A 25,001-nucleotide genomic window follows, 5' to 3' on the forward strand; every position below is an offset into this window, starting at 1 on the left:
TCTATTTCAGCAGCCGGCCCTCGATCGACCAGCGTGCGGCGAGGAAATTCAGCACCGCCGCCACGATGACGCCGCCGATCTTGGCCGGCCACACGCCGGCGATGCCGGCGAACAGCGCGAGCGAAAGGCTGGAGACGCCGAGCGAAATCAGCGCACCCAGCGAGACGAAGCGAAGGAAGGCATCGCGCAGCCGAATGGTCCGATCGCGCTCGAACGACCACAAACTGTTGGCGGTGAAAGAGAAGATGACGGCAATGAACCAGGAGGTGACATTGGCCGGCAGCGGCGGGACATGCAGCTTGAGCAACACGAAGAAGCCGGCAAGGTCGATGGCCGTATTGACCAGTCCGACGATGGCAAAGCGAACGATCTTGCTGCCGGTCGAACGTCGGGGCTGGTCCGCGCCGCTCATCCCTGGCCGTCCATGATCTCGACATTGGCGCGGGCCAGGCTGTCGCCGAAATCGTCCGAGGCCAGGACCGCGAACTCCACCTCGCGCACGCCTTGCATCGGGTCGCGCGCCCGCAGCGTCTCGTCGACATGGCCGGGGTGGCACATGAATAGCGCTCGTTCCGGCAGTGCGTCGACGGCGGCCTGCAGAACCGGCGCAAATCTCTCGGGTTGCCGCCAGTCATAGATGCCGGCGAGCGGCTCGAAAAGGCTGAAGCCGGCGCGCCGCATCGACCCATTGAAACCGGCAGCCACGGCGGCGATTGCCGCGACTTTCGGCGCCACGACGGCATTGCCAAGTGCCGGCGCACCGCGCAGTATCGGCCTGCCGCCAGCTTCGGAAAAATGCGCGCGCAGCCATTTGCGCACGACCGGCAGGAAATGCACGTGCTGGTGGCCGTCGATGAAGTCAGGTTGGCGGCCAAGCGCCTCGACGAAACGGTTGTGCTGGGCGTCGAGCTCGGCATGGACATCCCGCTCGTCAATGCTGCCGCGCAGGACCGGCAATGCCAGCGAACGCAGCGGCGGCAGTCGGCCCTCCGGCGCCAGGCTCGACCGGCCGGTGACGGCAGGCTGGTCGGTGAGGGTCAGGTGCAGCCCGACCGCCGCGCGGCCGCACAGCGGCTTGATCCGCGTCGCCGCATCAGGCCATTCCGGAAAGCCGGTCATGCAACTGGTGCCGGTCAGGCGGCCGCGATCGAGCAGGTCGAGAATCCCGGTGGAGACGCCCGGCGCCAGGCCGTAGTCGTCAGCGATCAGGCGGATGCGCCGCGTCATGCGCCGGGCGCGCCTGTCGGCCTGTCCGGAACGTCGCCGCGCAGGACATCGCGCACGATATAGACCGGCCGATCCTTGCTCTCCGAAAGCGTGACCCAGACATATTCGCCGATCAGGCCGAGCAAGGTGAGGTTGAGGCCGCCGAGCAGGACGACGGCGACCATCAGGCTGGGATAGCCGGGGACGGCGATGCCGTAGAACATCACCTCGAAGAACACCTTGGCGCCGTAAACGAGGCCCGCCAATGCCGCCAGCATCCCGCTCAGGCTGATGATGCGCAACGGGATGACGGAAAAGGACGTAAATCCCTCCAGCGAGAAGGCAATCAGGTTGAGCCGGCTCCATTTCGAGGTGCCGCTGGCGCGATTCTCCGGCGAATAGGGCATGGCTTTCTGGCGAAAGCCCGCCCAGGCGAACAGGCCCTTGTTGAAGCGCCGCTTGTCGCGCAGGCTCGTCAGCGCGCGCACCACGGCACCGCGCATGACGCGAAAATCTCCCGCATTCTCGGGAATGTCGAAACGCTGGCTGCTGTTGATCAGGCTGTAGAAAAGCCGCGCCAGCTGGCTGCGCCGCCAGCTGGCCTCGCGGCGGTCGTTCTGCGCGTAGACGACATCGATATCGCGGTTTTCCACCAGCTCGGCGATCATCTTCAGGCTGGTGTCCATCGAATGCTGGAGGTCGGCGTCCATGACCAGCGCCATGTCGCCGCGCGACTGGTCGAGGCCGGCGAGCACCGCGACCTCCTTGCCGAAATTGCGGCTGAGCCGCACGATCTCCCAGGACCCCGACAGTGCCCGCGAAAACCGCTCCGCGCTATCGTCGCGGCTGCCGTCGTCGACCAGGATCTTGTGGACTGCCATGCCGAAGCGCTGCGCCACCGTGGCTTCCAGCTTGTCGAGCAATGCGGCAAACGCCGATGCCGATTGCGCCTCGTTGAAGAACGGCGCCACGATATCGAGAACAGGCCGCGACTCAGCCATTTGCCACAGGCCTTTCATTCATCACCTTGTCTCGTGTCACCTTGTCTCGTGCTTTCGCCCAGAACCACCAGATCAGGGAACCGGCGATAACCGTGACGGTGATCGGCCGGAACCAGGGATACGTCAAATCCTGGATATGGCGTTCGACGCCGGTTAGCCCTGTGAGGAACAGGGTCACCGCCAGCACCGAGGCCAGGACCCCGCCTCGTTCCTCGCGCCACAACAAGGCGATAGCGAGACCGGCAGGCACGGCGATCATGGCATAGGTGTTGGGCTCGACACGCGGGTTGAAGACGCACATGTAGAACGTCGCCGTCAGGAAGATGGCGAGCCCGGCGGTCCCGCGTTCGAGCTTGCGGTCGAACCAGATAACCGCGGAGAGCGTGAACAGGGCCATCACGACCCGCACGATCGTAGCGCCGAATTCCGGGATGGGCAGCCCCATTTTCGTGAAGGGCGCCGTGAAGTCGGTGGGAACGAAGTGGCTGGTGTTGTCGACAGCCATCGAGGTCAACATCCCGGCAAAAGCAAGATACTGGTCGTTGAGATAGCTGGCGGGAGCGAAAGCATAGGGCAAAGCGAGCACGAACAGCACGGCCAGCACCAGCACCGGTATCAGCCGGAAACGCAGGGCTCCCACCAACAACAGCATGATGATCGCGGTCGGCTTGGCGATGATGGCAAGCGAGGCCCAGAAGAAGGTTTCGGCGCGCCGGCCTTCGAGCGCAGACAAAGTGAGGAGCCAGCAGGCGCCGGTCAACAGGATCGTCGCCTGGCCGTTGCGGATCGCACCCAGCGCCATCGGCAGAGCGAGGAACAGCCCGAAGGACAGCAGCCATGGCAATTCCCCGCCGCCGAGCTTGCGCACCTGCCGCATCGCGGCGAAGGTCAGCACCGCGAAACCGATAATATGCCACAGCAGGCCGCCGAGATGCGGACCGAGCTTTACCAATGGAACATAAAGCGCGGCAAAGGCCGGCGCGTAGAGATAGCCCATCTCGGATTGGAGATTGTAGAGCGGCCGGCGGGCCAGCAGCGCCTCACTGCCGTCTATATAGGCTTGCCAGACCGTCCGCGTGTGCGGAGACCACAGGACCAAGGCAAGAACGATCAGGAACGCTCCGATCCACAGGCCAAGTCCCAAACGGTCGAAAACCGGCTTGGACATCGTCATCAAGACACCCCACAACACCCCGGAACAGGCTCAGTCCAGCACTATCCCGGCATTCGATGGCGGCGGCATATCACGGACAAAGCGGCGCGGCATAGGGGGGTGATCGGCGCTAAGGCCACACCTTCATTCGCCTCGAATGTCGGAACCCGTCTTCATCTTAGCCAACCCGAAGCAGGCGACCTGACTAGTCACCTGTAAATTCAGGCAGGCGAAAATAGGGATTGCGCGGGTCGTATGGATCCTTTGGCTCACCCTTGCCAGTCGATACGGCACCCGGGATCAGCACCCCTTTCGGTCCGAATTGATAGTCGATGCCGGCACAGAGGTAAGCGAGATCCTGATAGTTGAAACTGCGCAACGCACTACCGCCTTCGAACGCTGCTGCTTTAAGTTGCTCGGGCGTGAGCGGGCCGATCGTCCTGTCGCGGTAGGCTTTGACCTTGGCCTTGTTGAGCCTGGACGACTGACATTCGGCGCCGATCACCCGCGCCAGCATGATGTTCCTGACCGCGGTCGCGGCGGGGTCGTCCAGGGGAGCGGAATATTTCTTGAGAAAGTAATTCGTATTCGGATCGTTCGTCATGGCCTTGCGCCAAAACGGCGGAAATTTGTCGGCCGCCTGTGCGCCGATAGTGCCGACCATCGACAGCAGGACGATCGGCACAAACCACCATCTTCTCATAAGCAGCCCATTTCTTTCAGTTGCCGGACTTCATCTCACCCAGCCATGGTCACTCAAGGCCGTATAAAAACCTTGCCGTTGGGCTTGGCCAGTTCCGTCGGCACCCGCGCGATTGCCTCGGCGAGCGGCACGATAGCCGTCACATCGGTAGACCAGCGCCCGTCGGAAAACCGCTTCTGCGCTTCTAGGATCGCCGGACCACGCCGCTCCTTGGATTGCCGCATCCATTCGCTCAGCCAAAAACCTTCGATGTGCTTGTGCTGAAAGATCAGCTGGCCGGGTTCGCGGATGATGGTGGCGTCCGTGTCGAGCCGGCCGTAGATGATCCAGCGCGCCCGTTTCGGCATCGCATGGAAGATGGCCGAGGCCAGCGGCCCGGTGACCGCGTCGAGGAAGATGCGCGGTTGTTCGGCCTTCATCACCTCGCGCAGTGAGGTCTCGAAATCCGGCGCTTTCTCGTTGAGCACATGCGCAGCGCCGATCTCTTTCAGAGACGCGATCTGCTCATCGCGGCGCACGGTGACGATTGGCCGAAAGCCCTCCTCCCTGGCCAGGCCGATGATCAGCTTGCAGAGCTGGCTGGCGCCGGCGGTCATGATGAAGGCCTTTTCGCCCTCCTGTTTGACGATGTCGAACATGGCGATCGCGGTGAGCGGATTGACGATCATCGCCGCACCATCCTCGTCACGAACCGTGTCGAGAAGCGGAATGCAGGCTGCCGCCTCGGCGACGGCAAAGTCGGCCCACGAACCCCAGTTGCTGAGGCCGGTGGCGAAGGCGACGCGCTTGCCGACGAGGCTCCTGGGATAGGGTTCGTCGCCGCCGGCGACAACCGTGCCGACACCCTCGAAGCCCGCCGGCCGGCCCTTGGCGCGCGGCTGGCCATACTGGCCCTTGATGAAGGCGACGTCGGATGGATTGATCGAGGCCAGGCTGACCTTGATCAGCACCTGGCTCGGTCCAGGCGTCGGCACAGCGATACTGCCTGGTTCGAGATAGGGCTCCATCGCCTCAAGTACACTGCCGCTCGGCGTCTTGGTGTAGCCGTCGCCGACCAGAAGCAGCGCCTTCATTTCGGAGGGAATGGTCATCGGTGACACTCCTTGGTTGCTGGCAGAAGGACCATAGCGCAGCGGGCCGAGCTGCCGCTCAGATCTTCTCCTGCGTGTATTTCTTCAGCTCCGTCCGCGCCACCTGGCGGCGATGCACGGCATCGGGCCCATCGGCGAGGCGCAATGTCCGCAGATGCGTCCACGAACGCGCCAGCGGCGTGTCCTGGCTGATGCCTTGCGCGCCGAACATCTGCACCGCCTCGTCGGTAACCTTGAGCGCGACGCGCGGCGCGATGACCTTGATCTGGCTGATCCACGGGGCAGCGGCGCGCGCATCGCCCTGATCGATCATCCACGCCGCCTTGAGACAGAGCAGCCGGGCCATCTCGATCTCCATGCGGCATTCGGCGACGATGTCGAAATTGGCGCCGAGTTTCGCCAGCTTCTGGCCGAAGGCCTCGCGGCGCACCGAACGCTGGCACAGCATCTCCAGCGCCATCTCGGCCTGGCCGATGGCGCGCATGCAGTGATGGATGCGGCCGGGGCCAAGCCGCCCCTGCGCGATTTCGAACCCCCTGCCCTCGCCGAGGATCAGGTTCGAGGCCGGTACCCTGACATTGTCGAAGCGAAGGTGCATATGGCCATGCGGCGCGTCATCGTCGCCATAGACCTGCATGGCGCGGACCTTGGTCACGCCTTTGGTGTCCGCAGGCACCAGGATCATCGAATGGCGGCGGTGCTGCGGTTCTCCGTCGCCCCCGGTCCGTACCATGACGATGTAGATGGCGCAGCGTGGATCGCCGGCGCCCGACGCCCACCATTTCTCGCCATTGAGCACATAGTCGTCGCCTTGCCGCTCGCAGCGCATCGCGATGTTGGTGGCGTCGGATGAGGCGACATCAGGCTCGGTCATCAGATAGGCCGAGCGGATTTTTCCATCCAAAAGCGGTTCAAGCCATGTTTTCTTGTGGTCGGCCGAACCGTAGCGTTCCAGCACCTCCATATTGCCGGTGTCGGGCGCCGAGCAGTTGAAGGTCTCGGCGCCGAGATGCGCCTTGCCCATCTCCTCGGCGAGATAGGCATATTCGACAGTGGACAGGCCGTAGCCGCGTTCCGAGCCGGTCAGCCAGAAGTTCCACAGGCCGCGCTCTCTGGCGGTCTTCTTCAGCCCTTCGAGGATCTCGCTCTGGCGCGTGCTGTAGACCCAGCGATCGCCTGCGTTGCCCACCTCGCCCAGGAATTCCTTGTCGAGCGGCATGATCTCGTCGCGCACCATGGCCGCGACGCGCGCATGGATCGGCTTCAGCCGCTCGGTCATGCCGAGATTCATCTCCGTCATCGGTCGCTAACCCTTCATAGAGGCCCGGCATTTTGTCAGTGGCAAGGATGACCGTACTTCGGATAGCCTTGTCAACGCGAACTCTTTGCCCGCATGTCGAGGCAGAGCGCGGAGGATTGGGATGGCCTATCTCGACGAGCTGTTTTCCGTGGCCGGCAAGACCGCGCTGGTGACGGGAGCGGCAACCGGCATCGGCCGGATGGCGGCAACAGCACTGGTGAAAGCCGGCGCCAGCGTCATGATCGCGTCGCGCAAGGGCGAGGATTGCATCAAGGTCGCCAATGAATTGAACGGGCTTGGCGCGCCTGGCCCAGCCGAAGGCTTCACCGGCGACGTCTCCAGCGAAGCCGGCATCGCCGCACTTGTCGCCGAGGTCAAGGCGCGGACCGGCAAGCTCGATATTCTGATCAACAATGCCGGCGTTTCCTGGGGCGCGCCGCTGGAGAGCTTCCCCTATTCGGCATGGGCCAAGGTGCTTGGCGTCAATGTTACAGCCGTCTTCCACCTGACGCGCGAATTGCTGCCGCTGCTCGAAGCCGCCGCCAGCGACGCCGATCCGGCCCGGGTGATCAATCTGGGTTCGGTGATGGGCACGCAGCCGCTGGCCGACGACGCCTATTCCTACACCGCGTCCAAGGCCGCGGTGCATCATCTGACGCGCACGCTCGCGCTCGAATTTGCCGCACGCCGCATCACCGTCAACGCCTTCGCTCCCGGCCCCTTCCAGAGCCGGATGACGGCCTTTGCCACGGGTACGGATGAACAGGCCAGGCATGTCGGCAATCATGTTCCGATCGGCCGTATCGGCGCGCCGGATGACATTGCCGGCGCAACGCTCTATTTGTGCAGCCGTGCAGGCAGCTATGTCACCGGCGCCATCCTGCCGATCGACGGCGGGCAGTCGGTGCAGCATGGATTGACCTTGTTCAAGGAATGACATTTTCCGGCCGTAGAAGCCGGAGGTGAACTGGAGGACATGAGCTTGGAACCGATCAGTCTCGATGTGCTTGTGGCCAGTGTCGGCAAGGAAGTTGGCGTCTCACCCTGGCGGGTGGTGACGCAACGCATGATAGACCAATTCGCCGACGCCACCGACGACCATCAGTTCATCCACTGCGACCCCGAGCGGGCCCAGCGCGAGACGCCGTTCGGCGGCACCATCGCCCACGGCTTCCTGTCGCTGTCGCTGCTCTCGGCAATGACCTTCGAGACCATGCCGCCGCTGGAAAACGGCAAGATGGGTGTGAATCACGGCTTCGATTCGCTGCGCTTCCTGGCGCCGGTGAAGACCGGTGCGCGCATCCGCACCCGTTTCGTGCTGGCCGACGTCAAGGTCAGGCCGTCAGGCTGGGTGCAGACCGCGCATGACGTGACGATCGAAATCGAAGGTTCCAAGAAACCGGCGCTGACCGCCCGCTGGCTGACGCTCACCCTGATCGAACGCCAGCCCGAGACCGCATGAACGACGCCAACGCGCTCGACCAGGCAGCGCTTGCGCCTTACCTCGAGGCGGAAATCCCGGGCTTTTCCGGGCTCGCTGCCATCGAAAAGTTCAAATCCGGCCAGTCCAACCCGACCTATCTGCTGACGGCGGCCAGCGGCCGCTATGTGTTGCGCGCCAAGCCGCCGGGGCAATTGCTGAAATCGGCGCATCAGGTCGACCGCGAATTCCGGGTGATGAAGGCGCTCGCCGGCACCGCCGTGCCGGTGCCCGCAATGCTGCATCTGTCGGCAGAGGACTCGCCGATCGGCCGCATGTTCTATGTCATGGATTTCCTCGACGGCCGCATCTTCTGGGATCCGGCGCTGCCGGAAGCGTGCGACAACGACGAGCGCGCCGCGATCTATGACGCCATGAACGGCACGCTCGCGGCCCTGCACGACGTCGATGTCGAGGCCGTGGGTCTCGGCGATTTCGGCCGGCCAGGCAATTATTTCGAACGGCAGCTGGCGCGCTGGACCAGCCAATACCGCGCCTCGGAAACCGGCAGCATTGCCGACATGGACCAGCTGATCGCCTGGCTGGAAACGCACATGCCCGCAGACGACGGCCTGATATCGCTGGTGCATGGCGACTACCGACTGGACAATCTGATCTTCGCGCCGGACCAGCCAAGGGTCATCGCGGTGCTCGACTGGGAACTGTCGACATCGGGCCACCCCTTCGCCGACATCGCCTATCAATGCATGCAATGGCGCCTGCCGCATGCCTCCGGTTTTCGCGGCCTAGGCGGTATCGACCGCGCTGCGCTCGGCCTGCCCTCCGAAGAAGACTATGTCGCCGCCTATTGCCGGCGGCGCGGGCTCAGCGGCATCGGCAACTGGACCTTCTTCCTCGCCTTCTCCTTCTTCCGCTTGGCGGCGATCTGCCAGGGCGTCTACAAGCGCGCGCTGGACGGCAACGCCTCCAATCCCGAAAAGGCCAGAACCTACGGCGAAGCGGTAAAGCTGCTTTCGCATCTCGCCGCCAGACTGATCGATAAGGCGGCGTGATGGGCCGCTTTGACGGGGCAACAGTGCTGATCACGGGTGCCGCCGGCGGGCTCGGCCGTGGCGCCGCGAAAGGCTTTGCCGCCGAGGGTGCGCGGCTGGTGCTGTCGGACATCGACGAAAAGGCACTCGCCGATCTTGCCTCGACCTTGCCGGCCGAAATGGCGATCCTGGCCGGCAACATAGCCGACGAGAAACTCTCCGAGGATCTGGTCAGGCTGGCTGTCGAACAATTCGGCCGGCTGGATGTCGCCGTCAACAATGCCGGCATCGTCCAGAGTTTCGTGCGCCTGCCGCAGGTCGCGTCGGACGAAGCCCGCCGCATCCTGGAGATCGACCTGTTCGGTGTCTTCTATGCCATGAAGCACCAGATCCCGCAGATGGAGCGGCAGTTCAAGGCTACGGCCAAGGGTGGCGCCATCGTCAACATCGCCTCGGTTGCCGGGCTGGTCGGCGCGCCGAAACTTTCGGTCTATGCTGCCGCCAAGCATGGCGTCGTCGGGTTGACCAAATCGGCCGCCGCCGAATACGCCACCAAGGGTGTGCGCATCAACGCCATCTGCCCTGCCCACACCAGGACAGCGATGGTCGACAGCTTCGTGCACGTATCCGGCGCGCCGGAGGCAGAGGCGTTGGCCGAACTGACACGCGGCGTGCCGATGAAGCGCGTGGCGGAAGTCGACGAAGTCATCACCGCCATCCTGTTCGCCGCCGACCCGGCCAATTCCTTCATGACCGGCCACGCACTGGCCATCGACGGCGGTGTTGGCGCCATCTGAACCATGCCGCATGGGAACTTCCCGTGCCCTTGTCCGTTTCCGTACAGCGTATATGATTTAGCCACGCACCAACCAAACGAAGGCACCAGATTTTGCCGCCGAGCGTCCAGAAACGCCGCGAAAAACAAAAGGCCGAACTGCGCTCCGAACTGCTCGAAGCCGCGCACAAGCTCGTCCAGGAAGAAGGCTATGAGGGCCTGACCATCCGCAAACTTGCCAAGCGGGTCGGCTATGCGCCGATGTCGGTCTATTCCTATTTCGCCGACAAGCAGGACATTCTGTTTGCACTTGCCGAAGACGCCTTCGAGACGCTTGCCCGCCGCATCGAGGAGCATCCGTCCGACGATCCGATCGAGGCCCTGCGGGCGGTGATGACTGAATATGCCGCTTTCGGCCTCGGCAATCCCAATGAATACCGCACCGTTTTCATGACCGAAAAGACCACGCTGCCGGAAGGCCGGAGTTTTGAAGAAATGCACGAGGCCAACCCGGCGATGAAGGCGCTGATCACCCGGGTCGAAGCCTGCGTCGTCGCCGGCAAATTGCAAGGCGATCCGCGCGCCATCGCCACCATGCTGTGGGCGGTCGGCCACGGCACGATCTCGCTGCTGATCACCTTCCCCTTCTACCCCTTCGGCGACCCATATGCTTTCGTGAAACGGATGTGCGATCTCCAACTGGCCGCACTCAGCACCCAGAACGTGCCGCCATTGACCGAGACTCCGGTCGACTGCTGAACGACATCTCCTTCGCTCCACACCTCCTCGCCATCCCTCCCAACCAAACCGAGGGCAATTTCTTGGTTAACAAACAATTTATCGTACGCGTACGATTTTGACTTGAACTTCGCGATCAGCGGTCGTATTTGTACGTCATACCGTACATGTACGGAAAGAATTTAACCGTTGAAAACGGAGACTGACGATGAAAAAGACCCTCCTCACCCTCGCCGCCGTGTTGGCCCTTTCCGGCTCGGCCTTTGCCGCCAGCGCCACCCAGCCGGTCAAGCACGTGCCGGCCGCGAGCTGCGTCGACACCAAGACCAATGTGAAGCTCGATTGCGCCTCGACCGGGTCGGTCGAGAAGAAGGGCGCCACGGAAAATACCGCTGAAGGCAACGGCCCGCGCCTCGGCATCAGCATCAACCCGTGGATCGTGCCGAGCGCGTTCTAAGATTTGCGTGAAACACTTCTGGCCGGCACAAGCCGGCCAGGCGGATATTTCAGCCTGATGTAACCGGCAGTCTGGCGGCTGAACTTTCAAAGGCCGCGTCGATCAGCCTCTGCATGTCCGCGGCGCGCCGGAAGGACGGGGCGCCATTCTGCCCGGCATCCAGCGCATCGACAAAACGCTGGGCGTTGCGCTTGACATCCGGCAGGGCTAGCTCCCGCCAGAGCTGAACATCGACGTCCTCTCCCAGGCAAGCCGAGAGCCGTGCCACCTTGCCATCGGTCTCGACCTTGAGCGCTCCTTTGGTGCCATGCAGCGCCAGAGACAAATCATTGCCATGGCCGGTTGTGTAGCGGCTCGCCATGATCGTCGCCAGCGCGCCGGATGTCAGCCGTGCCGTCATCGCCACACTGTCATTGGCGTCCAGCACATAGTCGCCGATCCGGTTGCCGTCGGCCTTCGGAAACGTCACCAGATCGGCGTGCAGGCTGACAATATCCTGGGCCGCGCCATAGGTGGCGAAGTCGAGAATGTGGATGCCGACATCGCCCAGAACGCCTGTCGAACCGTGCCGGCTCGACAGGCGCCACAGCCACTTGTCCTCGACGCGCCAGTCCCCCCAGGATTTGCTGACCAGCCAGCTCTGCTTGTAGCTCGCCTCGACATGGCGCAATTCGCCGATCGCGCCTGCCAGCACCAGACGCCGTGCTTCCTGGATCGCCGGTGAATTGCGGTAGGTTAGATTGACCATGTTGACGAGACCGGCGGCCTCTGCCGCTTCGGTCATGGCAAGTGCATCGGCGTGGTTCGGTGCCAGCGGCTTTTCGCAAAAGACATGTTTTCCCGCGGCAAGCAACGCCAGCGTCGTCGCCTTGTGCACACCGTCCGGAGTGGCGTTGATGGCGGCGTCGAAATCGCCCCAGGCGATCGCCGCTTCAAGGCTCTCGAAGAAGTCGCCGATCTTGTTGGCGGCGGCAAACGCCGCCGCGCGGCCAGGCAGCTGATCGACACAGGCGACAATGCTGCAGCCAGGAACTTTTGCGAACTCTTCGATATGATGTCCGGCGATCCAGCCGGTGCCGAGCAAGAGCAGGCGATGCATCAGATCAGGTCCCCCATTAACTCAACCCCCATCAACTCAGGCCCTTGTCGCCATCGGCATGCAGGCGCAGGCCCTTCTGGACGATCTTCTCCTTGGCCTTGTCCGTCGGCACGTTGGGCGCGTTGGTGATGCCGGACCATGCGGGCGCCGGGTTGTGCGCCCAGTGCACGGCGTTGCGCAGCACCTGCCGCACGCCTTCATTGTGATAGATCGGATAGGTCTCGTGGCCGGGTGAAAAATAGAAGATGCGGCCCGCGCCACGCTGGTAGGTCAGCCCCGACCGGAACACCTCGCCTCCCTCGTACCAGGAGACAAACACCGTCTCCAGCGGCTCCGGCACCGCGAACGGCTCGCCGTACATTTCCGTTTCGCCGATCTCCAGGCATTCGCCGATGCCTTGCGCGATCGGGTGGCTGCGGTTGATCGCCCAGACCCGCTCGCGCTCGCCCGCCTCGCGCCACTTCAGCGAACAGGGCGTGCCCATCAGCCGCTTGAAAATCTTCGAGTAATGGCCGGAATGCAGCACGATCAGCCCCATGCCTTCCCAGACCCGCTTCTGCACGCGCTCGACGATTTCGTCCTTGACCTCGCCATGCGCCGCATGGCCCCACCACAGCAGCACATCGGTGGCGGCAAGACGCTTCTCGCTCAGGCCGTGCTCGGGTTCCTGCAAGGTGGCTGTGGTCGCCTCGATGCCCTTGTCCTGGTTGAGCGCCGCGGCAATCGTGCCATGCATGGTCAGGGGATAGAGGTCACGCACGGCGGCATTGGTCTGCTCATGGACGTTCTCGCCCCAGACGACAGCTTTGATCGGCATTTTTCCTCTCCAAAGCGCTTTGAATATCTCAACTGGCGATGCCTTGGGAAGATGCCTTTCAACCAAAATTGCGGAAAATCAGGGCTTGCGGGGTTTCCGCCCGGGGACGGTCTTGGCCTTACCCGGCTTTGCGGGCGCGCCGGGGATCGCCGAACTGGTGATGGACACCGGGTCGCTGGCCGGAAAGGTGTCCTCGAGGCCTTCCTCGAGTTCCTGTTCAGCGCTTGGCGCTTCGTGTTGCTCATGCTCGAGCGAACGGACTGCCGACGTCTTTTTCACCGGCGACTTCGGCGCGGATTTTGATGGCATCGGCACTTCTCCCTCGACCTGTTGCCGCACAACGGGCGCGGGCGGCAAACGTTCCGGGATCAGCCCGCCGCGTCGCGTGCTCCCTCGGACAGGAAAGTAAAGACATAGTCCGAGAAGGAACGCCAGCACTCCACCCGGAAGGCGTCCTCGGCCGTGCGCAACAGCACGATCTCAGTCTTGCCGAGAATGGTGCGCGAGGCCGCGCCCACCGGGAAGGCATCGAGCGAAAGGTCCTGCGGGCAGCCCGAATTGATCGCGGCTTCGGCCGCCGGACCGGTGACCGATATCGCAATGTTGCGGTGAGAGATGCCGACCGCCGAATGCAACGCGGCAACCCCTGCGCAATCGGCCAGCGGGTCCTTGCCGGCTTCGTCGATGACCAGCCACTCGTCAGGGCCGAGCCACAGCGCCGTGCGCCCTGCCTTCGACGCCGAAGTCTTCGGCTTCTTCGGCAAGGTCAGGCCAAGCGCCTTCGATAGGGCAGCGACCGAAGCCTCCGGCGCGCGCAATGAGATGCGCTCCGCCGGCGGCAGCACCGCGACCTTGACACCCGTCGCGGAGACGGTGCGTCCAGCCAGTGCAGGGCGGCGCTCGACCGAAGGCGTTGCGGTGGTTGTTACTTTTTTCGCAGCAGCCTTAGCCATTGAGGCGGCCTCCCGTCTCGTCGAAGAACACCATGCCGGTAACCTCCACTTCGATCACCCCGTTCGGCATCGGCACATAGAGCGTGTCGCCCATACGGTCGCGACCGCCGGCGACCAGCGCCAGCGCAATCGAGCGGCCGCAATTCTGCGACCAGTAACTCGAGGAGACGTGGCCGATCATCTTCATCGGGATCGGCTGCTTGGGATCCTCGACAATCTGCGCGCCCTCTTCCAGCACCACCTTCGGGTCCTTGGTCTTGAGACCAACCAGCTGCTTGCGGCCCTTGGCGACCAGATCGGGCCGCGTCAGGCCGCGGATGCCAACGAAGTCGGTCTTCTTCTTGCCGACCGCCCAGTCGAGGCCGGCGTCGTTCGGCGTCACGGTGCCGTCCGTATCCTGGCCGACGATGATGTAGCCCTTTTCGGCGCGCAGCACGTGCATGGCCTCGGTGCCGTAAGCGGCGGCGCCATGCTTCTGGCCCTCGGCCCACAGCGCTTCCCAGACGGCCTGGCCGTAATCGGCCGGCACATTGACCTCGAAGCCGCGCTCGCCGGTGAACGACATGCGGAACAGCCTGGTCGGCACGCCGCAGATCTTGCCTTCGCGCACCGACATATGCGGCAGCCCCTCGTCGGACATGTCGATGCCTTCGACCAGCGGGGCGATGATGTCGCGCGACTTCGGACCCTGCACCGCGATGACCGCCCACTGCTCGGTGATCGAGGTCAGCCAGACATTGAGATGCGGGAACTCGGTCTGGAGATAGTCCTCCATATGGTTCATGACGCGCGGCGCGCCGCCGGTCGTCGTCGTCACATGGAAACGGTCCGGCGCCAGCCTGCCGACGACACCGTCATCATAGATGAAGCCGTCCTCGCGCAGCATGATGCCATAGCGGCAGCGACCGGGTTCCAGCTTCTCCCACGGATTGGTGTAGAGCAGTTCCATGAACTTGGCCGCATCCGGCCCGACGACCTCGATCTTGCCGAGCGTCGAGGCATCGAACAGGCCAGCATTGGTACGCACCGCTACGCATTCGCGGTCGACCGCCGCATGCATGTCCTCGCCGGCCTTCGGGAAATACCAGGCGCGCTTCCACTGGCCGACATCCTCGAACACCGCGCCTTGCGCTTCGGCCCAGGGATGGATCGCGGTCTTGCGCGTCGGGTCGAACAGCGGCCCGCGCGCATGGCTGACGATCGCGCCGAAGGTGACCGGCGTGTAGGGCGCGCGGAACGTGGTCAGGCCGACTTCGGGGATCGGCTTGCCCAACGTCTCGGCCGCAATCGCCAGGCCGTGCATGTTGGAGGTCTTGCCCTGGTCGGTCGCCATGCCGTTGGTGGTGAAGCGCTTGACGTGCTCGATCGAGCGCATGCCTTCATGCACCGCCTGGCGGATGTCCTTGGCGGTAACGTCGTTCTGGAAATCGACGAAGGCCTTGACCGTGGTGTCTGGCCCGGCGCCGGGTGCCGCGCCCAGCATGCCGCGCGACCAGCTTTCCGAGGCGTCGACCTTCGGCTTCGTGCCCTTGGCGGTCTTGGCGCTGGAATCCTTCGCGCCGGCATCTTTCGCTGCCTTGGCCCCAGCCGCATAGGCTTCGTCCACTGTCGCTGACAGCCCGTCAGTGCCGTTGCAGGCGCCGACCGAGACGCAGTCCTGCGCATAGGTACCGGGCACGAAGCGCTTGGTCTCGTCGTTGAAGGCGACCTTGCCGCGCGATTGCGAGAACAGGTGCACCGACGGCGTCCAGCCGGCCGACATCAGGATCGCATCGACGGGAATAGTGCGCTCGCCGCCTCCATTCTTCGGCTGCACGGTCATAGAGGATACACGCAATTTGCCGCCGGCGCGGATCACAGCGCGGCCGAAATTGATCTCGATGCCGAGCGCCCGCGCCTCGTCGATCACCGGTCCGGTCGGGTTGTCGCGCAGATCGACGATCGCCGCGACATTGACGCCGGCCTTCTTCAGGTCGATCGCCGCCGCGTAGGCGGAATCATTGGCCGTGTAGACGCCGACATTCCTGCCGACCGCCACGCCATACTGGTTGAGGAATGTGCGGGCCGCACCGGCCAGCATGATGCCCGGCCGGTCATTGTTGGCGAACACCATGTGGCGCTCGATGGCGCCCGAGGCCAGCACGACGCGCTTGGCGCGCACCTGCCACAGCCGCTCGCGTGGCAAATCATGGCCGGGGGCCTTCAGATGATCGCTGACGCGCTCGACCAGGCCGACGAAATTCTGCGCGTAATAGCCAAAGGCGGTCGTGCGCGAGAGGACGCGGACATTATCCATGGCGCTCAGCTTGGCGATCGCACCTTGTGCCCAGGCAAAACCGTCCTGGCCATCGATCTTCGCCCCGGTCTCGAAACGCAGGCTGCCGCCGAACCCGGCCTGCTCGTCGGCGAGGATGACACGCACGCCGGTCTCGGCCGCTGCCAATGCCGCCGCTAGACCCGCGGCACCACCGCCCAGCACCAGCACGTCGCAATGCGCATAGCGCGAGGAATAATGGTCGGGATCGGGCTTGTCGGGCGAAACGCCGAGGCCAGCGGCTTCACGGATCTTGGGCTCGTAAAGGCTCTTCCACGCCGCCTTCGGCCACATGAAGGTCTTGTAGTAGAAGCCGGCCGAAAACATCGGCGATGCCAAATCGTTGACCGCGCCGACGTCGAAGGCTAGCGACGGCCAGCGGTTTTGCGAGTTGGCGGCGAGCCCGTCATAGAGCTCCTGCACGGTGGCGCGCACATTGGGCGTCTTGCGCGCGTCGTCACGCACGATCTGTACCAGCGCGTTCGGCTCTTCAGCCCCGGCGGACAGGAAGCCGCGCGGACGGTGATACTTGAACGAGCGGCCGACCAGATGCACGCCATTGGCAAGCAGCGCCGAAGCCAGCGTGTCGCCCTCGATGCCGGCATAGGACTGGCCGTCGAAGCTGAAGCGCGCGGTCTTGGCCTGGCTGAGGCGACCGGCTCTCGGGATGCGGAACGCGCCGCTCATTTGGCAACTCCCGGCAGCTTGGCGGGTTTGGGTTCGCCGGCCTTGTAGGTCATGACGAACTTGTCGGTGACGGTGTCGCGCACCGCGTTGAAGAAGCGGGCGCAGCCATGCATGTGCCGCCAGCGCTCATAGATGATGCCCTTGGGATTCGAGCGGATGAAGAAGAACTTTTCGAAGTCGTCGTCGCTCTCGCCCGCCATGTTGGCCGAGCGCGCAATATGCGCCTCGCCGGCGTTGCGGAATTCGAGCTCCGGGCGCTCTTCCTCGCAATAGGGGCAGCGGATGAGAAGCATCGTCTTTGTTCCTACAATTCGCCGTGGCCGACGTGGGCGCCGGCCGGTTGGTCGCAAAGCCTTTGGCCCATAGCCGCAAATGGCGCGACGAGCCGGATGCGCTCCTCCACGCTTGCGGCTGGGCGAAACAGGTCGCGATACGCCATGTTGCCGATGGTGAGTTGCATCGGATCGGTCGTGACGATGACGCGACGTGGCTCGAATGGTTCGTCCTCGCCAAGATCGGAAGGCCTGTTCTCCACGAACATCACCACCTTCTGGCCGCCGCTCCACACGCAGGCCAGTATGCCGTCGTCAACCGAAAACGGCCAGTTGGCTTCGTTTCCGGCGCGGCTGATCGGCTGCGTGCGCACCTCTTCCGGCGACGGCAGATGGAACATGCCCTGTTCTCCCGCTAGCACCAGCGGCACCGCAACAGCGATCTCGGCCATCATCATCAGTGCGCCACCGCCGCCGCCGCCGCTTCGTCGATGAGGCGGCCGGTGCGGAAGCGCTCGATGGTGAAGGGCGCGTTGATCGGATGCGGATCGTCCTTGGCGATGGTATGGGCAAAGACATGGCCCGAACCGGGCGTCGCCTTGAAGCCGCCCGTGCCCCAGCCGCAATTGACATAGAGGCCGGGCACCGGCGTCTTGGCCAGGATCGGCGAACGGTCCGGCGTCACGTCGACGATGCCGCCCCACGAACGCAGCATCTTCATGCGTGTGAAGATCGGGAACATCTCGCAGATGGCGTCCAGCGTATGCTGCAAGATGTGCAGGCCGCCGGTCTGCGAATAGGAGACATACTGGTCGGTGCCGGCGCCGATCACCAACTCGCCCTTGTCGGACTGCGAGATATAGGCGTGCACGGTGTTCGACATTACCACGCAAGGCACCACCGGCTTGATCGGCTCCGAAACCAGCGCCTGCAGCGGATAGCTTTCAAGCGGCATGCGCACGCCAGCCATGTTCATGATGACGGAGGAATGGCCGGCGGCAACGACGCCGACCTTCTTGGCGCCGATGAAGCCGCGCGTCGTGTCGACACCCATGACCGCGCCGTTCGGCGCGCGCTTGACGCCGGTGACCTCGCAATTCTGGATGATGTGGACGCCACGCGCCGAAGCGCCGCGCGCATAGCCCCAGGCCACCGCATCGTGGCGCGCCGTGCCGCCGCGGCGCTGCAGGGCAGCACCAACGACCGGATAGCGCGCATCTCTGGAGATATTCAGCGGCGGGCAGAATTCCTTCGCCTGCTCCGGCGTCAGCCATTCATTGTCGATGCCGTTCAGCCGGTTGGCATGGACATGGCGCTTCAGCACCTGGATATCGTGCACATTGTGGGCGAGCATCATGACGCCGCGCGCCGAATACATGACGTTGTAATTGAGCTCCTGGCTGAGCCCATCCCACAGCTTCAGCGCGTGGTCGTAAATGCCTGCGCTCTCGTCATAGAGATAGTTGGAACGGATGATGGTGGTGTTGCGGCCGGTGTTGCCGCCGCCAAGCCAGCCCTTTTCCAGCACCGCGACATTGGTGATGCCATGCACTGTGGCGAGATAGTACGCCGTGGCCAGGCCATGGCCGCCGGCGCCGACGATGATGACGTCGTATTCCTTCTTCGGCTCTGGCGAGGACCATTGTTCCTCCCAACCCTTGTGGCCGCGCATGGCCTCGCGGGCGATGGCGAATACCGAATATTTTTTCAACGTTCCAGCCTCGCAAATGGCGGCAGGGCGTTCACTCAGCCCCGGCGCGCGAGGTGTATCACTAGCGAAACCGCGCTTCCACCCTTGCGCTGTTTGCGACGGCGCTTGCCGTTTTGCGCCGCGGCGAAAAAGACCCATGCGGGCTGGCTCCCATGAAGGCCTTCGGCCACATTGTCCGCCGCGAAACTCCAAAGGATGATTATGGGTAACGCCTGGTGGAATCTGACGCTACGTTTCCTGCTGGAACTTGCCGCCTTGCTCGGTCTCGGCATAGCGGGCTGGAACCTGTCCGGCGGATGGTGGCGCTGGATCCTCGCATTGGCCTTGCCGCTCATTGCGGCCGTGCTGTGGGGTACTTTCGCGGTGCTCGACGACCCGAGCCGTTCGGGCCGCGCACCGGTGCCTGTGCCGGGCACGGTACGGCTGATGCTCGAACTGGTCATCCTGTTCGGCGGCGCTGCCGGATTCTATGCCGCCGGTTACATGACCACGGGCATCATCGTCGCCCTGCTCATCGCCATCAGCTACGCATTTTCACTCGACCGGCTCGGTTGGCTGCTGAAGCAATAGTTCGGAACGACGCGACCTGTGCAGGTATCGGGTGGCTCCGACCTGCTTCATCTGCGACCAAGCATCCCGATTGCCGGCGAGACCGGCACGAAGAACAGGGATGCAGAAAAATGCTCGCACTCGCCAACAAGATCGCCATCGTCACCGGCGCCAGTTCCGGCATCGGCCGCGCCACGGCAAAACTCTTCGCCGAGGAAGGTGCGAAACTCGTCGTCTCTGCCCGCCGTCAGGCCGAGCTCGATACGCTGGTCGCCGAGATATCAGACGCGGAAGGCACGGCCGTCGCGCTTGCCGGTGATGTCAGGGATGAAGCCTATGCAAAAGCCCTTGTCGATCTGGCGGTCGAAAGCTTCGGCGGGCTCGACATCGCCTTCAACAATGCCGGCGCCGTCGGCTTGATGGCACCTTTGCCCGACATGCTGACGGCGACATGGCACGAGACCATGGACATCAACCTGACCAGCGCCTTTCTCGGTGCGAAATACCAGATACCGGCGATGCTGGAGCGCGGCGGCGGCTCGCTGATCTTCACGTCGAGCTTTGTCGGCTACACTGCCGGCATGCCGGGCATGGCCGCCTACGCCGCTGCCAAGGCCGGCCTGATCGGCCTGACACAGGTTCTGGCCGCCGAATATGGGCCGAAAGGCCTGCGCGTCAATGCACTGCTGCCGGGCGGCACCGATACGCCCGGCGCGACAACGACGACGCCCGAGGCCCGCGCCTTCGTCGAAGGCATCCATGCCTTGAAGCGCATGGCACAGCCGGAGGAGATCGCCCGCTCGGCGCTTTATCTCGCCTCCGACGCCTCGAGCTTCACCACGGGAACCGCGCTGTTTGCCGATGGCGGCGTCTCGATCAACCGGACGTGAAGGTTTTTTGCGGCGAACAGGCCGGTTCGCCGCTTTGACGCAGGCAGCCGGTCTTGCTTTTTTCCCGCGATTTGGCGATTCCGTTTTGTCGTCGAAACGGGTCCCGAAACCATGATGCTGATCCGAACCTATGTGGCTGCGAGCGCAATCGAGGGCGTCGGCATGTTCGCCGCCGATCCGATCCGGAAAGGCGCCTCGATCTGGCGCCTCGAGCCGGATTTCGACCGGCTGATCCCGATGGACAAATATGAGGCAGCACCCCAGCCTCTGAAGGAATTGCTCGACCGCTATGCCTATCCGAGCCCGGATCGGCCGGGCTTCATGGTCTACGAGGTCGACAACGGCCGCTTCATGAACCATTCGGCGACGCCGAACACCGATTTTTCGCAATATGGCGGCGCCACCGCGACCCGCGACATTGCCGCAGGCGAGGAGATCACCTGCGACTACGGCGAATTCTTCGAGGATTTCGAACGGCTGCACCTGGCCACGGCGTAGCTGGCGCCCTATCTTTGGCCTACCGTGGCAATTTGGCTGTCGTCCTGCATTTCGACTGTGGACAGCGCAGCCTGATTCTGCTATCAGCCGCCACAATTCGTGGTGTCGACCGCCGCGGAGGCTAGTGGCTATGGCCGCTTGCCTGATGATATCAAACCCGAAAGACAGGATTGCCCGTGCAGGTACTCGTCCGCGACAATAACGTTGATCAGGCGCTTCGCGCGCTCAAGAAGAAGATGCAGCGCGAAGGCATTTTCCGCGAAATGAAGATGCGCGGTCACTACGAGAAGCCTTCCGAGAAGCGCGCCCGTGAAAAGGCTGAAGCCGTTCGCCGCGCCCGCAAGCTGGCCCGCAAGCGCGCTCAGCGCGAAGGCCTGCTGCCGATGACGCCGCGCCCGGTTGCTGCTGGCGCCGCCGGCGGTGCAGGTGGTGCGCCGCGTCCGCCGCGGTTCTAACGCCTATTTTTCGTCCTTTTCGAAGGATACTAGAGGTGGCGCGATGCGGAATCGCCGCCACCTTTTTGTTTTTGACGTGACCCGGCCCGGAGGGGGGATCCGGACCCGAATGACGGCGCAAGTGAGGACAGGGCAGACATGAACGCAACGAGCGTGGAGCGCGGGACCGCATTGCGTGGTTTCGCCCTGACAGCGGCCCTGCTTTCCGGACTGGTGCTGGCGGGTTGCCAGACATCGGGCCCGACCGGCGAGTTCAACAACATCGACAAGGCGCAAGGATCGAGCGAGAACATCTCGTCGCTTTCGGCGGTGATCCAGCGCAATCCCCAGGATCCCGAAGGCTACAATGTGCGCGGCTCGGCCTATGGCCGCGGCGGCCAGTACCAGGCGGCGCTCAAGGACTTCAACCAGGCCATTCAGCTCAATCCGAATTTCTACCAGGCCTATTCGAACCGCGCGCTCATCCAGCGCTTCCTCGGCAATCAGGAAGCCGCTCTCGCCGACTACAACCGCTCGATCCAGATCAACGGCAATTATGACGCCGCCTATATCGGCCGCGGCAATCTCTACCGCAAGGCCGGCCGCACCCAGGATGCCTTCAGCGACTTCCAGAAGGCGATCCAGCTCGACACGACGGACGCCCGCGCCTACCACAATCGCGGCCTGATCTATCAGAGCCAGGGCCAGCACAAATTCGCCATCGAGGATTTCTCGACCGCCATCTCGCTGGCGCCGGATGCCGCAGAACCTTACAACGGCCGTGGCCTGTCCTATCTGGCCACCGGTGACGAGGACAATGCGTTCTCCGACTTCAACATGGCCATCAAGCTCGACGGCCAGAACGCCGAGGCCTGGGCCAACCAGGCGCTGATCTACGAGCGGCGCGGCGACAAGGCGAAGGCGGCGAAATCCTATAAGGAAGCCGTCCGCCTCAACCCCAGCTACCAGCCGGCCAAGGACGGCTTGTCGCGCGTCGGTGGCAGCGCCAGCTGACATCGGCTTCGGCTTAACCGGCTAAGCAATACGGGCTGTTTGCGTGTCCGAAAGGACACGCCGCGCTGGCTATCGCCGCCAATCGGGCAACCGCGCGTTAACCCCTGCAGCAATGCATTAGCCCTTGCCTTGTTCACGCCAAGTTTTCGACGGAACGGTCTGGCCACTCAAGCCGTTATTTCCAAGCGATTTACGAAAGGACCCTCCCATGATCAAGAAACTCGTCTGCGCCGCTGCCCTTGCAACGACCGTATTCGCTGCCGCCCCGGCCAGCGCCGGCAAGCTGCAACTCGGCACGCTCGACTGCACCATCGACGGCGGCACCGGCTACATCGTCGCTTCCAACAAGGGCGTGTCCTGCGTCTTCCGTCCCTATCACCATGGACCGTCGGAGATTTACACCGGCGTCATCTCCAAGATCGGCGTCGATCTCGGCCAGACGCATCAGGGCCAGCTTGTCTGGGCGGTTTTTGCCGCGACCCGCGACCGCGATGCGGGTGACCTTGCCGGCAGCTATTACGGCGTCAACGCCGAGGCGAGCGTCGTCACCGGTGGCGGCGCCAATCTGCTGGTCGGCGGCTTCGACAGCGCCTTCATGCTGGAGCCGCTCAGTGTCCAGGCACAGACTGGCGTCAATCTCGCCGTCGCCGTGACCTCGCTTGAGCTGATCCACTCGCTCAAGTGATTGCAGGGAGCCATTTGCTCCACGACCTCTACCTTGCGGCTCGGAACCAGATAGGATGGTTGCGAGCCGTTTGATTTTGAGGGGACCGCCATGCCGAAGACAGCCATTGCCGCTGCCGTGATTGCAATCGTGCTTGGCGTGCCACAAGCGCAAGCGCAGGACCGCGGCATCGAGCTCGGCACGCTTGAATGCGCCATATCGGGCGGCACCGGCTTCATCTTCGGCTCGAGCAAGGATCTAAGCTGCACCTTCACCCCGACCGACAAGAGCTTCGCACCGGAGGCCTATTTCGGCGCCGTCAACAAATACGGCCTCGACATCGGCACGACAAAGCAGGCGGTGATGCGATGGCTGGTGCTGACGCCGCTGAAGAACATCTACGCGCCCGGTGCGTTGGCGGGCGACTATATCGGCGCCAGCGCCGAGGTGACGGCGGCCGTCGGTGCCGGCGCCAACCTGCTGGTCGGCGGCTCGTCGCAGTCCTTCACCCTCCAGCCTTTCAGCCTGCAGACGCAGACAGGCATCAATCTCGCCATCGGCGTCAGCCAGTTCCAACTGCGCAGCACCGAGAATTGACCGCTTGAAAAAACCGCTTGAACTCAACCGCGGTTGAGGTCCTACAAGCCTGCCCCACTGAAGCAGCGCCTCGATCGCGCTGCGCATGGTCCTGCCGGAAACCTTTGCTGGCTTCTGGTGCCATGCGCCGGCATCGAGATATGCATGACTGGGGTGGACATGACTGAAATCAGCACAAACAGGGTCGACTGGCGCGCATTGTGGGCGAGCGGCGATCTGGCGCGCTTCTGCTTCATCAGCCTCGGCATCCTGCTGCACGCCACCAACGAAACGATGGTGGCGACCGTCATGCCAGCCATGGTTGGTGAAATGGCCGGCGTGCAGCTCGTCGGCTGGTCGCTGGCGGTCTATGAACTCGGCGCCATCGTCGCCGGTGCCGCCGCCGGACGGTTGGTGAGCTACGTGGCGCTGCGCACCAATATGGTGGTCGCGGCCCTGCTCTACGCGGCCGGGGCGCTGATCTGCGCCACCTCGCCGTCCATGCAATTGTTCCTCGCCGGTCGCCTGGTCGAAGGGCTGGGCGGCGGCGCGCTGGTATCGCTGGCTTTCGTCTCGGTCGAGCGGCTGTTCTCGCGTGCCATCTGGCCGCAGCTTTTCGGCATCATGTCGGCGATCTGGGGCGTCGCGGCGTTCAGCGGCCCGTTGCTGGGCGCAATCATGACCGAGCTTCTCTCGTGGCGCTGGGCCTTCGGCGTCTTCACTCTCGGCGGAACCGCCATGGCGCTGGCCAGCTTCCTCGTGCTCAACACGCCGGAGGCGACGCGACCCGTGCTGAGCGCCGGCAAGGTGCCGCCCTTCCCGTTCGCCGCCCTTGGCTGCCTTGCCGTCGCCGTGGTGCTGATCGCCTCGGCCGGCGTCGACATTGCCGTGCTTCGCTCCTCGCTGCTGATCGTCCTTGGCCTCGCCGGCCTGGCGCTGTTCTTCACCATCGACGCGCTGAAGCCGCGCTCGCGGCTTTTCCCGTCGCGGCTGTTCTCGTGGCGCACGCCGGTCGGCGCCGGCATGACCATGGTCGCCGCCTTTTCCGTCGCCACCTGCTCCTTCGGCGTCTACGGACCGCTGCTGCTAACCAGCCTGCATGACATTCCGCTGCTGACCACGGGCTACATCATCGCCGCCGAATCGATCGCCTGGTCGATCCTGTCGATCCTCGTCGCCAACGCGCCGCCGCATCGCGAGCGGCTGATCATCGTCGCCGGCGCGCTGATGATCGCGGCGGGCATTGCGGGCTTTGCCTATACGATCCCGCTGGGCTCGATCCCGCTGATCCTGGTCTGCGCCCTGTTGCAGGGCGGCGGCTTCGGCATTGCCTGGCCGTTCCTGACCCGCGTCATCGTCGCCTCCGCCCCGGACGACGAACAGACCATCGCCTCGGCCGCCGTGCCGACCATGCAGCGCATAGGCTATGCCGTGGGTGCCGCGCTTGCCGGCATCGTCGCCAATGCCAGCGGCTTTTCGCAAGGGCTGAACCACGACGCGGCGGCCAATGTCGCGAGCTGGCTGTTCCTCGCCTTCGTGCCGCTCGGCCTTCTCGGCTGCCTAGCGGCCTTGCGGGCATCAGCGGCGCCAAACCGACCGCTGGAAGCTATCGGCTGACGCAAGTTTA

The 25,001-nt window shown here is 63.9% G+C and carries 29 protein-coding genes; 14 read left to right on the top strand and 15 right to left on the bottom strand.

Annotated elements, in window-relative coordinates; all coding sequences use genetic code 11:
- Position 1: 1 nt before the first annotated feature.
- From AC1DX4_RS09495 to AC1DX4_RS09525, 7 genes are all read right to left on the bottom strand, one after another.
- The gene (locus AC1DX4_RS09495) at positions 2-412 is read right to left on the bottom strand and encodes a GtrA family protein (protein ID WP_477220071.1); all 411 of its coding nucleotides are present in this window, start codon (positions 410-412) and stop codon (positions 2-4) included.
- Positions 409-1,227: a ChbG/HpnK family deacetylase gene (locus tag AC1DX4_RS09500; RefSeq protein ID WP_477220072.1), complete on the bottom strand. Its 819-nt coding sequence runs from the start codon at positions 1,225-1,227 to the stop codon at positions 409-411. Before AC1DX4_RS09500 ends, AC1DX4_RS09495 begins: the two co-directional genes overlap by 4 nt.
- Positions 1,224-2,207, bottom strand: a complete 984-nt coding sequence (locus AC1DX4_RS09505; RefSeq protein ID WP_477220073.1) for a glycosyltransferase family 2 protein — start codon at positions 2,205-2,207, stop codon at positions 1,224-1,226. Before AC1DX4_RS09505 ends, AC1DX4_RS09500 begins: the two co-directional genes overlap by 4 nt.
- On the bottom strand, positions 2,200-3,381 hold the full coding sequence (locus AC1DX4_RS09510; protein ID WP_477220074.1) for a glycosyltransferase family 87 protein: 1,182 nt from the start codon (positions 3,379-3,381) through the stop codon (positions 2,200-2,202). Before AC1DX4_RS09510 ends, AC1DX4_RS09505 begins: the two co-directional genes overlap by 8 nt.
- 184 nt (positions 3,382-3,565) lie before the next feature.
- Positions 3,566-4,045 (bottom strand): hypothetical protein, encoded by a 480-nt coding sequence (locus AC1DX4_RS09515; protein ID WP_477220075.1) that lies wholly within the window; start codon positions 4,043-4,045, stop codon positions 3,566-3,568.
- Between the two features lie 71 nt (positions 4,046-4,116).
- Positions 4,117-5,154: a zinc-binding dehydrogenase gene (locus AC1DX4_RS09520; RefSeq protein WP_477220076.1), complete on the bottom strand. Its 1,038-nt coding sequence runs from the start codon at positions 5,152-5,154 to the stop codon at positions 4,117-4,119.
- A 58-nt stretch (positions 5,155-5,212) separates the two neighbouring features.
- Entirely contained in the window at positions 5,213-6,454 is a 1,242-nt protein-coding gene (locus AC1DX4_RS09525) for an acyl-CoA dehydrogenase (RefSeq protein WP_477220077.1), read from the bottom strand.
- Positions 6,455-6,575: 121 nt separating this feature from the next.
- On the opposite strand from AC1DX4_RS09525, the gene AC1DX4_RS09530 reads away from it, so the two are divergent.
- From AC1DX4_RS09530 to AC1DX4_RS09555, 6 genes are all read left to right on the top strand, one after another.
- Positions 6,576-7,391 carry an SDR family oxidoreductase gene (locus tag AC1DX4_RS09530; protein ID WP_477220078.1) on the top strand — a complete coding sequence of 272 codons (816 nt, stop codon included), beginning with the start codon at positions 6,576-6,578 and terminating at the stop codon, positions 7,389-7,391.
- A 39-nt stretch (positions 7,392-7,430) separates the two neighbouring features.
- On the top strand, positions 7,431-7,916 hold the full coding sequence (locus AC1DX4_RS09535) for a MaoC family dehydratase (RefSeq protein ID WP_477220079.1): 486 nt from the start codon (positions 7,431-7,433) through the stop codon (positions 7,914-7,916).
- The gene (locus tag AC1DX4_RS09540) at positions 7,913-8,947 is read left to right on the top strand and encodes a phosphotransferase (RefSeq protein ID WP_477220080.1); all 1,035 of its coding nucleotides are present in this window, start codon (positions 7,913-7,915) and stop codon (positions 8,945-8,947) included. The genes AC1DX4_RS09535 and AC1DX4_RS09540 overlap by 4 nt, the downstream gene beginning before the upstream one ends.
- Positions 8,947-9,723, top strand: a complete 777-nt coding sequence (locus AC1DX4_RS09545) for an SDR family NAD(P)-dependent oxidoreductase (RefSeq protein WP_477220081.1) — start codon at positions 8,947-8,949, stop codon at positions 9,721-9,723. Before AC1DX4_RS09540 ends, AC1DX4_RS09545 begins: the two co-directional genes overlap by 1 nt.
- A 92-nt stretch (positions 9,724-9,815) precedes the next feature.
- Entirely contained in the window at positions 9,816-10,460 is a 645-nt protein-coding gene (locus AC1DX4_RS09550) for a TetR/AcrR family transcriptional regulator (protein WP_477220082.1), read from the top strand.
- A gap of 187 nt (positions 10,461-10,647) precedes the next feature.
- Positions 10,648-10,896 (top strand): DUF680 domain-containing protein, encoded by a 249-nt coding sequence (locus tag AC1DX4_RS09555; protein ID WP_477220083.1) that lies wholly within the window; start codon positions 10,648-10,650, stop codon positions 10,894-10,896.
- Positions 10,897-10,945: 49 nt separating this feature from the next.
- Here the strand turns inward: AC1DX4_RS09555 and AC1DX4_RS09560 are convergent, their stop codons facing one another.
- The 8 genes from AC1DX4_RS09560 to AC1DX4_RS09595 form a co-directional block, all read right to left on the bottom strand.
- Positions 10,946-11,995, bottom strand: a complete 1,050-nt coding sequence (locus tag AC1DX4_RS09560) for a Gfo/Idh/MocA family protein (RefSeq protein ID WP_477220084.1) — start codon at positions 11,993-11,995, stop codon at positions 10,946-10,948.
- A 31-nt stretch (positions 11,996-12,026) separates the two neighbouring features.
- Entirely contained in the window at positions 12,027-12,812 is a 786-nt protein-coding gene (locus tag AC1DX4_RS09565; protein WP_477220085.1) for a ThuA domain-containing protein, read from the bottom strand.
- Positions 12,813-12,890: 78 nt separating this feature from the next.
- On the bottom strand, positions 12,891-13,121 hold the full coding sequence (locus AC1DX4_RS09570) for a hypothetical protein (RefSeq protein WP_172348645.1): 231 nt from the start codon (positions 13,119-13,121) through the stop codon (positions 12,891-12,893).
- Between the two features lie 59 nt (positions 13,122-13,180).
- Entirely contained in the window at positions 13,181-13,765 is a 585-nt protein-coding gene (locus AC1DX4_RS09575) for a sarcosine oxidase subunit gamma (RefSeq protein WP_477220086.1), read from the bottom strand.
- Positions 13,758-16,766, bottom strand: a complete 3,009-nt coding sequence (locus AC1DX4_RS09580) for a sarcosine oxidase subunit alpha (protein ID WP_477220087.1) — start codon at positions 16,764-16,766, stop codon at positions 13,758-13,760. The genes AC1DX4_RS09575 and AC1DX4_RS09580 overlap by 8 nt, the downstream gene beginning before the upstream one ends.
- The gene (locus AC1DX4_RS09585) at positions 16,763-17,059 is read right to left on the bottom strand and encodes a sarcosine oxidase subunit delta (RefSeq protein WP_019861127.1); all 297 of its coding nucleotides are present in this window, start codon (positions 17,057-17,059) and stop codon (positions 16,763-16,765) included. The genes AC1DX4_RS09580 and AC1DX4_RS09585 overlap by 4 nt, the downstream gene beginning before the upstream one ends.
- Positions 17,060-17,070: 11 nt before the next feature.
- Positions 17,071-17,493 (bottom strand): hypothetical protein, encoded by a 423-nt coding sequence (locus AC1DX4_RS09590; protein ID WP_477220291.1) that lies wholly within the window; start codon positions 17,491-17,493, stop codon positions 17,071-17,073.
- Positions 17,494-17,495: 2 nt separating this feature from the next.
- Positions 17,496-18,749 carry a sarcosine oxidase subunit beta gene (locus tag AC1DX4_RS09595; protein WP_477220088.1) on the bottom strand — a complete coding sequence of 418 codons (1,254 nt, stop codon included), beginning with the start codon at positions 18,747-18,749 and terminating at the stop codon, positions 17,496-17,498.
- Positions 18,750-18,950: 201 nt separating this feature from the next.
- Between AC1DX4_RS09595 and AC1DX4_RS09600 the strand changes: the two genes are divergently transcribed.
- From AC1DX4_RS09600 to AC1DX4_RS09635, 8 genes are all read left to right on the top strand, one after another.
- Positions 18,951-19,319 (top strand): DUF2568 domain-containing protein, encoded by a 369-nt coding sequence (locus AC1DX4_RS09600; RefSeq protein ID WP_477220089.1) that lies wholly within the window; start codon positions 18,951-18,953, stop codon positions 19,317-19,319.
- Between the two features lie 110 nt (positions 19,320-19,429).
- Positions 19,430-20,188: an SDR family oxidoreductase gene (locus AC1DX4_RS09605; RefSeq protein WP_477220090.1), complete on the top strand. Its 759-nt coding sequence runs from the start codon at positions 19,430-19,432 to the stop codon at positions 20,186-20,188.
- Positions 20,189-20,299: 111 nt separating this feature from the next.
- Positions 20,300-20,686 carry an SET domain-containing protein gene (locus tag AC1DX4_RS09610; RefSeq protein WP_477220091.1) on the top strand — a complete coding sequence of 129 codons (387 nt, stop codon included), beginning with the start codon at positions 20,300-20,302 and terminating at the stop codon, positions 20,684-20,686.
- A 176-nt stretch (positions 20,687-20,862) separates the two neighbouring features.
- Entirely contained in the window at positions 20,863-21,141 is a 279-nt protein-coding gene (gene rpsU / locus AC1DX4_RS09615) for a 30S ribosomal protein S21 (RefSeq protein ID WP_023810129.1), read from the top strand.
- Positions 21,142-21,279: 138 nt separating this feature from the next.
- Positions 21,280-22,134: a tetratricopeptide repeat protein gene (locus AC1DX4_RS09620; RefSeq protein WP_477220092.1), complete on the top strand. Its 855-nt coding sequence runs from the start codon at positions 21,280-21,282 to the stop codon at positions 22,132-22,134.
- A gap of 208 nt (positions 22,135-22,342) precedes the next feature.
- Positions 22,343-22,819, top strand: a complete 477-nt coding sequence (locus tag AC1DX4_RS09625) for a DUF992 domain-containing protein (protein WP_477220093.1) — start codon at positions 22,343-22,345, stop codon at positions 22,817-22,819.
- A gap of 90 nt (positions 22,820-22,909) precedes the next feature.
- Positions 22,910-23,395: a DUF992 domain-containing protein gene (locus tag AC1DX4_RS09630; RefSeq protein ID WP_477220094.1), complete on the top strand. Its 486-nt coding sequence runs from the start codon at positions 22,910-22,912 to the stop codon at positions 23,393-23,395.
- Between the two features lie 159 nt (positions 23,396-23,554).
- Positions 23,555-24,991: an MFS transporter gene (locus tag AC1DX4_RS09635; protein WP_477220095.1), complete on the top strand. Its 1,437-nt coding sequence runs from the start codon at positions 23,555-23,557 to the stop codon at positions 24,989-24,991.
- Positions 24,992-25,001 lie beyond the last annotated feature (10 nt).

This window comes from Mesorhizobium sp. P3_A8 (assembly GCF_056402995.1).